11 protein-coding genes are annotated in these 12,032 nt (G+C 47.0%); 1 reads left to right on the top strand and 10 read right to left on the bottom strand.

Features of this window, described 5'->3' with window-relative positions; all coding sequences use genetic code 11:
- Nucleotides 1–114: 114 nt before the first annotated feature.
- On the top strand, nt 115–240 hold the full coding sequence (locus tag Q0218_RS11240; protein ID WP_297969639.1) for a hypothetical protein: 126 nt from the start codon (nt 115–117) through the stop codon (nt 238–240).
- On the opposite strand, the gene Q0218_RS11235 is transcribed toward Q0218_RS11240, so the two are convergent.
- The 10 genes from Q0218_RS11235 to fdh3B form a co-directional block, all read right to left on the bottom strand.
- The gene (locus Q0218_RS11235) at nt 230–2,083 is read right to left on the bottom strand and encodes a TonB-dependent receptor (RefSeq protein WP_297969637.1); all 1,854 of its coding nucleotides are present in this window, start codon (nt 2,081–2,083) and stop codon (nt 230–232) included. The two genes, Q0218_RS11240 and Q0218_RS11235, sit on opposite strands and share 11 nt — an antisense overlap.
- Nucleotides 2,084–2,899: 816 nt before the next feature.
- Nucleotides 2,900–3,493, bottom strand: coding sequence for a hypothetical protein (locus Q0218_RS11230; protein WP_297969635.1), 594 nt, complete (start codon nt 3,491–3,493; stop codon nt 2,900–2,902).
- A gap of 109 nt (nt 3,494–3,602) precedes the next feature.
- Nucleotides 3,603–4,100: a TlpA disulfide reductase family protein gene (locus tag Q0218_RS11225; protein WP_297969633.1), complete on the bottom strand. Its 498-nt coding sequence runs from the start codon at nt 4,098–4,100 to the stop codon at nt 3,603–3,605.
- Nucleotides 4,101–4,113: 13 nt separating this feature from the next.
- Nucleotides 4,114–4,851, bottom strand: a complete 738-nt coding sequence (locus Q0218_RS11220; protein WP_297969631.1) for an ABC transporter ATP-binding protein — start codon at nt 4,849–4,851, stop codon at nt 4,114–4,116.
- 1 nt (nt 4,852) lies between these two features.
- Nucleotides 4,853–5,992: an FtsX-like permease family protein gene (locus Q0218_RS11215; protein WP_297969629.1), complete on the bottom strand. Its 1,140-nt coding sequence runs from the start codon at nt 5,990–5,992 to the stop codon at nt 4,853–4,855.
- Nucleotides 5,979–7,259, bottom strand: coding sequence for an ABC transporter permease (locus tag Q0218_RS11210; protein WP_297969627.1), 1,281 nt, complete (start codon nt 7,257–7,259; stop codon nt 5,979–5,981). The genes Q0218_RS11215 and Q0218_RS11210 overlap by 14 nt, the downstream gene beginning before the upstream one ends.
- On the bottom strand, nt 7,256–8,623 hold the full coding sequence (locus tag Q0218_RS11205; RefSeq protein WP_297969625.1) for a Fe-S-containing protein: 1,368 nt from the start codon (nt 8,621–8,623) through the stop codon (nt 7,256–7,258). The genes Q0218_RS11210 and Q0218_RS11205 overlap by 4 nt, the downstream gene beginning before the upstream one ends.
- A 65-nt stretch (nt 8,624–8,688) precedes the next feature.
- Complete coding sequence (locus Q0218_RS11200) at nt 8,689–9,210, bottom strand: iron transporter (protein ID WP_122873224.1); 522 nt, start codon at nt 9,208–9,210, stop codon at nt 8,689–8,691.
- A 75-nt stretch (nt 9,211–9,285) separates the two neighbouring features.
- Nucleotides 9,286–11,250 (bottom strand): FTR1 family protein, encoded by a 1,965-nt coding sequence (locus Q0218_RS11195; RefSeq protein ID WP_297969643.1) that lies wholly within the window; start codon nt 11,248–11,250, stop codon nt 9,286–9,288.
- A gap of 220 nt (nt 11,251–11,470) precedes the next feature.
- On the bottom strand, nt 11,471–12,031 hold the full coding sequence (gene fdh3B / locus Q0218_RS11190) for a formate dehydrogenase FDH3 subunit beta (protein ID WP_297969623.1): 561 nt from the start codon (nt 12,029–12,031) through the stop codon (nt 11,471–11,473).
- Between the last annotated feature and the right edge of the window lies 1 nt (nt 12,032).

The raw sequence follows: 12,032 nt of genomic DNA, 5'->3' as shown, positions 1-12,032 counted from the left end.
AAATTTTAAATTTACGTTTTCAAGATGTGGGTCTCGGTGGGTAAAATTTGAAGCCAGAATTTGCAAATTTGACTTAAAATTTGAACGTAAAACGATAAGGCGAAGTATCGTGAGATGGATTTAAGGGTTGCGAAGAAATTTTCGATCGAAGATAGAACATATAGTTCATCGAGAGAGAAAATTTCTAGCTCCGTTAAAGACGCTCACGAGACGAGCCGCCGATCAAATTTTAAAAACTAGAGTGAAAGCTAACAAACACCGCACTCCCCGGCGCACGCACCACCGGATCTGGATCTAGCGCCCCTACGTGCTCGCCGCTGATAAACTCGGCGTAATCTTTATCAAAGATATTCGTCACGCCAAGCCTCACGCCCCAGCTGTTTTTAAACTCAAATCCGCCGTAAACGTCCATCGTCGTAAAGCTCTTTGCGGCTTCGCGCTTGTCAATGCCAAAGCCGGTGGATTTATCGAAATCCCCCCTGTTTTGCTTTGCCACGTAGCGCACCGCAGTGCCGATGTTGTAGCTGCCAAAGCTCGCGTAGTCTTTGTAATCAAAGGCCAAATTTGCCTCAAACGGGCGAATTTGATAGAGCGGTCTGCCGTCGGTTTTGTTTTGTCCGTAGTTGTAAAATAGCGAAGTTTTTAGCCCGAAATTTCGCGCGAAATTATACTCGCCGCGCAAATTTACGCTGTAAATTCTAGCATCGACGTTGCGCGTGATAACGGCGTTTTTATTCATCGGCGCAGCAGCGGCCGAGTGGCGGCGATCGTAGATAACCAGATCCTGCGCGTCGTCTGCGATAAAGTACCCGCCCACGCTAAAGCTATCCTCGCCCTGACGCGAGCTTAAGTAATCTTTATAAAATTCACTCTTGTAAGTAAAGCCCAAATTTACGCGGTTGTGACGCTCGGGCTTTAGCAGCGGGTTGCTCACCCAGCCGTTATTCATCGGACCGTAAAGCGTGTTAAATCGCTCCATGTTGCCGGGTATGCGCTGCAAGCTCTCGAGCGCCGCGTAGTAGCTATCTAGCTCGTTTGGAGTAAAGTCATATTTTAGGCTGGCGCTTAGGCCGTCTTGCTTGACGCTACCGTCAAAATCATATCCATAAACGCTGCGGATAAGCCCTTTTACCGTCCTAAGCGGTGCGGAGGGCGAGAAATAGGGCTCGTTTAATCCCTTTAAATTTGACTTCATCCAGTCGTAGTTTAGAGCAAGGCTAAGCTTGTGAGCGTCGCTAAATTTATAACTCAGCGTATCAAAAATCCTCGTTCGCTTATTTGTCACGTCGGCGAACCTATAGCCGTTAAAAACCCAGCCGCTAGGCTGTTTTACGTACCTTTTGCCTTCGTGATTATCGTGCTGATAGCTGATGCCTGCAAGATTGTGAAAGTCGCCCAAGTCCGCGTCGTATTTTAGCTCGGCGTCCACGATTTTTCTATCCAGTTCGACCTTGACCGTCTGTGCCGCGCTTCTTAGATGATAGTTGTCGGCGTTTCTGCTCACGTCGCGCAGCATCAGCTCGAAATTTAGCGTATTTGATAGATCCTCCGCGCCGATACGAGCGTTAAATTTACCGACGTATCGCTCGGTTTTGACGGCGTCCATGAGGTGGTGAGGCTGCTTGTCGTCGTCGATATTATCGTGCACGAGCGTAAATCTAAACTCGCTTAGCTCGCTAGGCACGAAACCCACGATCGCGCTTTGTCCCTGCCTGGCGTAGCCGTAGTTCCACTCTCTGCCGCCGCCGTCTTTGTAGCGGTTGGCTTTAGAAAAGTTCGCGTTTAAAATCGTGTAGAAATTTGCGCCGCGGTATTTAAAAAGTCCCGAACCGTAAAACGTCCTGCCGTAAAATCCGCCCGCGACGTGAAATTTATCCATCGAATTATCGAGCAAATCCGTCACGAAAAAATAATCATCCCTAGGTGCGCGGTCGAATTGATTTTCGGGAAACGCGCTTTGAGCGATGTTTGGCGTATAAGGCGGCGGAGGCGTAAAATCCTTTATCGGCTTTATGACGTCGGGATTTGCGCCGTTTGCAAATAGCGCCGTCGCAGCCGCAGCCAGACTGATAGCTAATCTCATTTAAAATCCTTTATGATAATTTTGATTTTTCGTATCACAATTATATAGAAAGGTATTTGAATATTTCCTGATTTTTGTTAAGATAAGATTTATCAATTTCGCGCAGTTCGGTTTGCAGTCGGCGGCAAATTTGACGTTGGCAAAGTTAAATTTGATAAACTTAAATTTCAGGCACCCAGACCCATATCTAGGAAATGTCAAATTTTGGTTTGATTAAATTTGGCGTTATGCATTAAATTTAATCTTTTTTGTTGAGAAGAAAGGGGCTTGAATTACGCTCTGCTAGCAGTTGCGAGCGAAGCTAGCAAAATAGCTCCCTTTTTCTTTTTTTTCGGGAGAGGAAGGGGATTCTACTTACGGTCTGCTTGCAGGTACGAGCGAAGCAGTCTCAAGCCCATAGGGCGACGGTAGCAAACGTAGTGAAGCTAAAGTAGAGCGTCGCCTTCCTTTGCGTCGTGCTATGCACTCGCAACTGCCAGAAGCAGAACCGCCCCCGTCTGCTTGCAGCTGCTAGCACAGCGACGCAGAAACCCTCTCCAACCCCACTGCACGTGAGAGGTTGCTGCGCTATGCGCAGGTTTATCTGGCGCTGTCGCGCCGCAAATTTTAAATTTACGTTTTCAAGATGTGGGTCTCGGTGGGTAAAATTTGAAGCCGAAATTTACAAATTTGACTTAAAATTTGAACGTAAAACAATAAGGCGAAGTATTTCTTCTTTAGACGAGGCGGAAACGACGGAGACGAGGGGGCGGACTAGTCGTCCGTGACTGAAGCCGACCGAGTTTCTAACGAAGCATAAAGGAAAAAGACAAGCCGTTAAGGGTAAAAAAAGTTAAGTATCTGCGTCGCCGCCTTTTCTTCTATGTATGGGATTATGTAGCTTGGCGAATAAAGATTTCGGCCGCTTTCGATCTCGAGATTGGTCCTTTGTTCGCTGCCGTTTGCGCGGATCATCACGCTGATAAAGGCTCTATAAAGATAATAATCCGTCCTGTCGTAAAAATCATCGTCAAACGGGTCGCCAAAAAGCATGCCAAAGCCCATACTTCGTGTGCGCCCGTAGCTGCCAAAGCCATATCCCATATTCATATACACTCGCGGGCGTTCGCGTCGCTCAAGGCGCTGCAAACTCGCAAAATCGCCCATTATCACGATATCGGCGCTTTTTTGATCGAGGCTTTGCGTAAAGCCGTTTTGCAGTAGTTTGCTTCGCACGGTGTTTTCTAGCGTATTTGCGTAGCCGCAGGAGTTTTTAAAGTAAACATAGACGCTACGCGAGGCTTTTTTCACGTCGCCGTTTGTTATAAAAATAGGCACCGTGCTTTTAGCGTAAAGCTCGGGCGTGCGCGGTTCGCCGCAGCCTACGAAAAAAATCGCAAATAGCAAAATAGAGAAAATTTTTAGTTTCATTTCGCGTCTCCTCGCCTAAATTTGACCGCAGCAAATTTAACGCGGACGGGTCAAATTTAGGATCAAATTTAAGCGTATTTTACTACTAAATCTTTACGTTTGAGTAAATTTATAATACCAGCTTGATCTCGTTTTCTAGAGTGGCTTTTGGAGTGAGTCCGATGAAGCGCTTTTTGAGATTGCCCTCGCCGTCAAAGACGAAGATCGCGGGCACGCCCATCACGCCGCCCACTGCCTTACTGAAATAATCGACCGAAATTTTATCGCTAATCACATCGTATTCGATGCCGTGGTGCTTTACCATATCGATATCTTTATCAAAGCCAAGGCTGGGTCCAAATATCCCGTAAACGCCGAATTTGTCCTTAAGCTCGGAGTAAATTTCATTTACGATTGGAGCTTGCGCTACGCAGGCGCCGCAGGATGTGCCGAAGAAAAAGAGCATATAAGGCTTGCCGTCCGTTTTGAGCCGTCTACCCTCTGGAAAATAGTGCGTGTCTACGCCCTTTGGCGAGTTTAGGCTGATGTGGTGCTTGTCAAAGCCGCTATTTCCGCAGCCCGCTATCATCGCCGCCGCAAAGACTAATAATATATATTTTTTTATCATAATTCTCCCAAATTTAAACCGTCGCAAAGGCGCTTTGGCCGCTTGGCTGAGCAGCTAGCCTCTCGCATGCCTCCGCACGCTCGCCGTCGCTCACGTAGTGGATATTTTCCATCTTGCCGTGCCTTAGATAAACGATCTTATCGCCAAACTGCCCAAGATCCGGGTTGTGCGTGATGAGCAGGATCGTTTTGCCCTCGCTTCGCAGCTTTTGAAACAGCTCCAAAACTACGCGTTCGTTTGCTTCGTCGAGGTTGCCCGTCGGCTCGTCGGCTATCAAGATATCAGGATCGTTTATCAGGGCGCGCGCGATGCACAGACGCTGCTGCTCGCCGCCGCTAAGCTGACTCGGACGGTGATCTAGTCTGTGTCCCAGTCCCACTCGCTCGAGAGCCTTTTTAGCGTCCTCCTCGTCCACGCTGCTGTGATAGTACTGCGCTATCATCACGTTTTCGACGCAGTTTAGGTAAGGGATGAGGTGAAACTGCTGAAATATCAGCCCGATCTTTTCGCGGCGAAATTTGAGTGTCTCCTCGTCGCTAAGCCTGCTAGCGTCGTCTCCGCCTAGCGTGTACGTGCCTGCGGTCGGCTCGTCCATAAGCGAGAGGATATTTACCAGCGTGCTTTTGCCGCTACCGCTTGGGCCCATTATGCTGACCCACTCACCGGCGTTTACGTCAAAGGTAATGCTCTCTAGCGCTTTTACTTCGCCGAATCTTTTTTCTATCCCGTTTAATCTTATCGCGTACTGCATATTATTCTCCTCTTAAAATATCGGCCATTTTATTTTCTAGCGCCCGTTTGATCGGATAGATCGAGGCCACGCCCGCAAAAACGAGCGAGATCGCCATCGCTATCGGTATGCTCATAAATCTAAAATCGATGCTCGAATCAAAAATCGCGTAACCTAAAATTTGCGCTAAGCCGTAGCCTAAAATTGCGCCTACAAAAGCCGCCGCAAACGCCGTGACGAAAGTCTCAACGCCGAACAAATTTAACACGTTTTTCTTGCTAGCGCCCAGCGCTCTAAGCAGCGCGATCTCCTTTGAGCGCGAGAATAAAATCGCGCTTAGCGTCGTGTTTACGCACATAGAAGTGATCAGCAAGATAACAAAGCTAACAAGTGCCATCAAAAGCTTAATCTTATCCAAAATTAGGCCCTCTGATTTTGAAATTTTAGCTACGGGTTTGACGGAAATTTGCTCGTCGCTAAGGCTTTTACCAAGCTCGCTTATGTAGTCAAATTTGCCCGTTACTACGGCCTCGGCGTAGTTTAGCGTATTTGGCTCGTTTGCTATCTTTTGAGCTAGAGGTAGAGAGATGATGAGTAGCGAGTCCTCCTTGTCGCCGTCTTGCACGATGCCGCGGATCTTTACCTTTTCGCCCGAATTCGCGCCGATTTGCCTCACTTCTATCACGTCGCCGACCTTAAAGCCGCTTTGTTTAGCTAGATCGGTGCCGATTAGCGCGTTTCTCTCGTCAAAATCAAGCGTTATGCCCTGCCCCTCTTTAACCTCCAAAAACGGCTTAACCCGCGTTAGATCGCTAAATTTGACGCCCATGGCGATCGCAGTCGTAGGGCCTATGTTTACCTGCGTAAAAAGATATCCGCTCTGTCCGATTAGCTTGTCGCTTGGGATTTTGGCGATCTTTTCGTTAAATTTAGCCTCGTCTATCGCGTCGCTAACGGGGTCTGCAGGGGCGAAAATTACGTTTGCGCCGTAGCTTTTTAGCTCCTTTGTTACTTTTGAATCGATATCTAGATATACGTTTACAAAGGCCGCCGTCACGCACGCGCCAAGCAAGATAGAGACGATGATGACGCCCACTCTAGCCGCGCCAAAGCGCAGGCTTTTAAAGATGACGTTATAAAAAAAGCCCTTATTTGCGATCATATAGCACCTCCGCAGGCAAGAGTTTGACGACGCTTCTCATCGGCACGAGCGAGCCCGCGATCGATATAAGAAGCGCAAAAGCGATACTAAGCGGAAGCACGATCCAAGCGATGCCGATACCGTAGCCAAAGATACTGTAAGCGATTATGTAGCTTAACGCGTAGCCCAAAAACGCTCCCAAAATGCCCGCAAAAAACGCCACAACTAGGCTTTCGCTCGCAAAAAGGGCGTAAATTTCAAAGTTGCTGGCACCTATGGCTTTTAGCAGACCGATCTCTTTTTTACGTCTGTAAATTTCGCTAGTCATCAGCGATGTAATGCCGATAGAAGAGACCGCCAGCGCGATGATGCTCACGATACCCATTAGGCTTTGGATTTTTTTCACGATGTTACTCTCGGCGTCGCTTACTTGCATCATCGCCTTTGCCGCTACGCCCGCGTAGTTCTCCTCGATCTGATATGCGATCGAGCTAACGTAGGCCGAGCAGTACCACATATCATATTCGGCACTATCTAGGTTGTCTAAATTTCGCCTGGCCTTGACGGAGAGATCGTTTTCGGGGATCGTCATCGCTGAAACCTCGGCTTTTGAGTATTGGCCGGGCTTATTTAGAAGCTCTTGGGCGAGCTTTAGCGAGGTTACGATTTTATAGCTTTCTTCGCCGGCTCCTTTTAGCACGCCTGCGATTTTTACGCTACGTCCGTTTAAATTTAGCTCGCTGCCGACGCTCAAATTTCGCTTTGCGGCTAAATTTTCTCCTACGAGCACGTTTTGCGTATCGTCGTCCTCTATCCATTTGCCGTCGACCGCCCAAAAGCCAAACAGCGTTTTCACGCCCGTTTTAAACTCGGGCTCGTCGGCTACTTTTGCAAATTTATCAAACCAAGTGCCCGTGATTTGGTATTTTTCGCCGCTAGCGTCCTTTACCTCGCCGTTTAAAAACGGCGCAAACGCCACGATATTATTTCGCCAAAAAATTTCCTTTACCTTATGCAAATCCTCTTCGTTTAGGTAATTTTGCGATTTTAGCGGAGTGAAATTTTTACCCTCGATCTCGATAGCTAGCGCTTCGCCCTTTGGCAGGACGACGATGTTTGAGCCGTAGCCGCGTAGCTCGCTAGCGATCTGATCGCCGATTTTTAGCGTGATATTTAGCATACAAGCGATCAAAACCGTCGCCAAAAGTATGGTGATAAAGGCCATTCCTTTTTGCACCTTCGAGCCGGTGATCGAGCTTTTTATGAGCCTTAGTTGCATATTTTTCATTTTAAAGTCCCGTTTATATCGACGTATTTTTCAGGGTTGGCTTCAAATTCCGCCTGAGTTTTTTCGCTTTCAAAGAAATACGTCCTGTTGTAGTATAAATAAGATTTCGAGCCGATGTTGCTTACTTTTTTGCGGCTTACCGGATCTAACACCGTTTTTTCGACGACTTTTGAGAAGTAGTTCGCGCCGCTTTGGATGGTATCGAGCGTTACGGTTACGAATTTGCCGTCAAATTCAAACGGCATAGGTATCGGGTTGCAGCCGCCCTCTTTGCCAACCGACGGCAAGAAAATGCGTACGTTGCACGAGATGCAGATGAGATCGCCGCCCTTTTTGACGTAGCCCATATCGCCGCATATCGCGCACGCGTCAAATACGATGATCGGCGAAGCGCGGTCTGAAAAGCGGTTTAAAAGAAAAAATCTTATCTCCCTGCCTTCGTCGTTTATGTAGGCATAGCGGTGAAGTTCGTTGTCGGCTAGCTCTTGGACGTCAAATTTAAACTCGTTGTTTACGGGTTCTACGACGATAGGATCTGAGATCTCGGGCGGTTTAGATGCGTGCAGGTCGTAATAAAGCCCAAAAATCAGAGCCGTAACGACGATAGCTATGCTACTTTTTGAGTTTGCCGCCATGAAATTTCTAGTCGCGTTATTAAATCTAAATTTATTTGAGCCCACGACTGATTTTACCAGCGGAGCCGGGCGTTTTTTGAAATTTACAACCGCCAAAACCAAAACTAAAAAGATGAAAAAATACTGCGCAAACGTCGTATAGTAAATGCCCTTAGCCACGAGCGAGAGCGCCCACGGATACGTAGGTATCATGCCCGCTCGCATAAACTCAAGCCCCGTGTTTGAAATAGCCTGCACTATCAAAACCACGAGCGAAAGAAGCGAAAACGTCCGTAAGACGTGCTTGCATAGGCACTCTTTTAAATTTGAAACGACGAAAAATAAAATCAGTAAAAGCAAAAACGCAAATATCATCAAAAATAGGCTGATGATGGACTGCGTATCGAGTAGCTCGCCGGCAAATACCGGAAAATTCGCGCTAGCGTGAGCGTAGGTTAGGCCGTAGCCCGCACCCAAGGCGAAAAACGTTATCATCTTTGCAGGGTTAAATTTGATAAAAATCCAAAGCGCGCTAACTAGCAAAAATATCAAAGTGGCCGCGTCAAATACCATTTTCATGCCGGCATCGTGAAGCGTGAGTCTAGCGATCTTAAAAACGACTATGCCAGCTGCGATACCCAAAACCGAGGGTAAAAATAGCGCTTTTAGGTTCTTTTTGTCGTTGTTTAACGCTGCAAAAAGGACAAATCCCAGTAACGATGAGATAACTTGGACGAAATATATAGACATGATCAGCCCTAAAATTTGAGAATTTAAGTAAAATTTAGAGCGGGCTTAGCCGCTCTAAGCCTGAATTATTTAGCAGGCGCTCCAGTGTATTGGAATTTATAAGTCGTAGTGAAAGGCTCAAACCATTTACCTACGCCTGTTTCTTTATCCGCATGGCGACCGAAGCCTTGTTTTTCAGGATTTTCTATATGAAATTTTAGCTCGTAGTTGCCCACGCCCGTATCCATTTTTAGGTTGGCTCCGTAGTGAGGGCCGTCTTGAGCGACCATAGGCATAAACGTCCCTTTTTTAACTTTACCGTTATCTAGGTTTTTTAGCTCGTAATTAACTTTTAGATAAGGAATCCACTCGCCGGCCGCAAAACCGTTTTTGTTTCCCTCGATAGCGTGTATGTCGGCCTCTAGGTGGATGTCGGCTTTGCTAGGAGCTAGGTCGATGCCTTTTGGCTCCATATCTATAGGCTCTAGATAAACAGCGGCTATCTCCATACCGTTGATCTCTACCGGATCGCCGATAGGAAACTCACCTGCTAGGGCAACTGAAGCAGCAAGGCTAAACGCCAAAGCTGTTTTAACAAATTTATTCATGTTCTCTCCTTTAAATTGGTTTGTAAATTTACTTTTATGCTTCGCGGCAACCCGTGAAAGCTAGAAACGTCAAATTTAAGCCTCTTTGGCTTGCTTTTTTTTCATTATGATCACGCCAATGATTAGCGCCGATATCATGATAGCCTGCGGTACCAAGCTCTCGTAATACGGATAAATGCCCAGCCACTCGATAGTAGGGAAGCCTTCGATCTTAGTCGGAACGAAAATTTTACCCTCGACGAACTCCATAAGTCCCTTGCCCACAAACACGATCGACATATAAAAGATGATCGTCGAAGTGACCAAGAAAAACGGTTTGATCGGGATTTTGATAGCAAAAATTTTAAATACGTAGTAAGTAACAAGCAAGACGGCTAGCCCCACTACAAATCCCAGCGCTATCATCGAGTAGCCCGCGCTATCTTTAGCGTCGAAAATCAGCGCCTGATAGAAAAGCACGGTCTCCGCGCCCTCTCTAAATACGGCTAAAAATACCGTCCACCAAAGCGCCTTAGCAGAACCAGCCGATATCGACTCGCTGACGTGACTTTGGATATATTTGCTCCATTTTTTCGCGCCTGCGTTTGAAAGCAGCCAAAAACCTACGTAAAAGAGCAGTCCCACGGCGATAAGCATTACCGCGCCCTCCATCACCTCTCTTTTTTGACCTGCAGCGCCGGCAAATATCAAATTCATAATCCACGCCATAACAAAGCTTAGCACGACCGCTACGCCAAGCGAGCTATAAACGATACTCATGCGCTTTTCGTTGCCGGTTTTTAGCAGATACGCCACGACTGCCGCCACGATGATAAGCGCCTCAAATCCCTCGCGAAGTATGACCGTAAGCGCGTAAACAAATAGCGCCCAAGGCGAGCTACTGCCGCTTGTTTTTTCTAACGCGGCGTCTAAATTTGCGCCTAGGTTATCGGCTGCTTGCTGGAGTCTCTCGACGCTCACGCCCGCTTTCATCAGCGCGACTACTTCGCCGAAATTTCCTTCTATCTTAGTTTTTAGGCCTACGTCTATCGCGCCTACTTTGTTTTCCATGCCGCTACCTTCGAACTCGTCGAAGTAAATATCCTGCGCATCGCTCATAGCTTTATCTACGTCTTTTGCGGCGTAAAGTTTGATCGCATCGGCAATTTTTGCCTTTATGTTTGCAACGACGGGCGCAAAATCAGTAGCCGCGTCATCCTCGGCGCTATCAGGCAAAACTACGTTGGTAGCTAGCGAGCCCGAGTCCATAGGTAGCTTGGCGACGTTTTCGTATATCAGCGCATCAAGCTCTTCCAAATTTGACTTTAGTACGTCGGCGGCTACATCGTTGTTTATCGCTATTATCGCCGAACCCATGCGTTTTTGGATGTCGCCGTCGATACCCTGACCGCCGTCTATAAATCTACGGATAGCCTCTTCTAACTTCGTGTTGCGATATAGCTCAAATTTGGCTTTGTTGTTTATCTGCTGTTTTGCTGCGTCTTTATCGCCCTTTTCGTAAGCCGCGCCCGCAGCGCTAAGGGCTGTTTTTATGTCGTTATAAACCACTTGCCAGTGCGGCTCTATAGCGGCGATACTTGCAGGCTGAGCCGTAGCTTGGCTAGCTTCGGGTGCTTTAGCTGTCTGCGCGGCGTCTGCGTTTTTAGGATCTGAGTACTCGCCGACTAGCTTATGTCCGGTGTTTATAACCGGCAAAACCTCATCCATTTCTTTATTTAGATCGTCCATTATGGCTTGTATCTCTTCTACCGATTTTTTGGCGATGATTGCCTTGCGGATCTTGCCGAATTTAGACTCCATCGAGTAGGCTTTTTCTCTCGAAAAATTTACCCTGATTGCTGCTTCGATATTTTCAAAATGCCCAAAATAAGCATTTTGCGTAGCGGTTTTGGCTTCGTCGATCTTGCCCTCTTTATACTGCTGCATGATACTTACGAATGAATCTTTTATACTCTGTATCTCAGGCGTGTAGTCCGTATCCGCTGCATTTAGCGCAAACGGGATAAACAAAGCGAATATAAATCTCAAAATTTTAGTCATAAAAACTCCAAAAAAATATGTTTTGTGTGCGTATTCTATCATTAAAAAACTTTAGCGAAAATAAAAACGGCTATCAAGTACCTATAGTATCAACAAGCTGTTTTTTTGATTATCAAGTCTCTTTAAATTTTGATTTTAGCGAGTAGAAAAGTAACTAAATTTTAAAAATTTGGGATAATTATAGAAAAGAAATTTAGGAGCGAGATCGCTCCTAAATTTATTACGACATCGCGACGGCTTGTCTTAGCATAACGCGCTTGCGAAATACGTTTGAAACCTCGGCCGCGTCGCCCACAAGTAGAGCGTTCGTAGCGCAAACGGCGGCGCACATCGGCACTTTGCCCTCAGACATCCTATTTTGTCCGTATAGCTCTCGCTCCTCGTGAGAGTTCGTCTCCTCCGGTCCTCCGGCGCACATAGTGCATTTATCCATAGAACCCTTGACGCCAAACGCCCCGTCTCTAGGAAACTGCGGCGCGCCAAACGGACACGCATAGAGGCAGTATCCGCAGCCTATGCATTTGTTTTTATCGTGAAGCACGATACCGTCGGCTCTGATGTAAAAACAATCCACCGGACAAACCTGTTCACAAGGAGCGTCGGTGCAGTGCTGGCAAGCTATCGTAGTAGATAGCTCTTTGCCCTCTATGCCGTCAAAAAGCGTGATAACCTTGCGGCGATATAGTCCCACAGGTAGCTCATGCGCAGAGGAACAAGCGACCTGACACCCAAAGCAGCTGATACATCTGTTCGTATCTACGAAAAATTTCATTCTTGCCATC

Origin of the sequence: uncultured Campylobacter sp., from assembly GCF_938039245.1 — a bacterium.
GTDB lineage: Bacteria > Campylobacterota > Campylobacteria > Campylobacterales > Campylobacteraceae > Campylobacter_A.
Note: the sequence above shows the minus strand (reverse complement) of the source record. Positions and strands in the feature narration are given on the sequence as shown.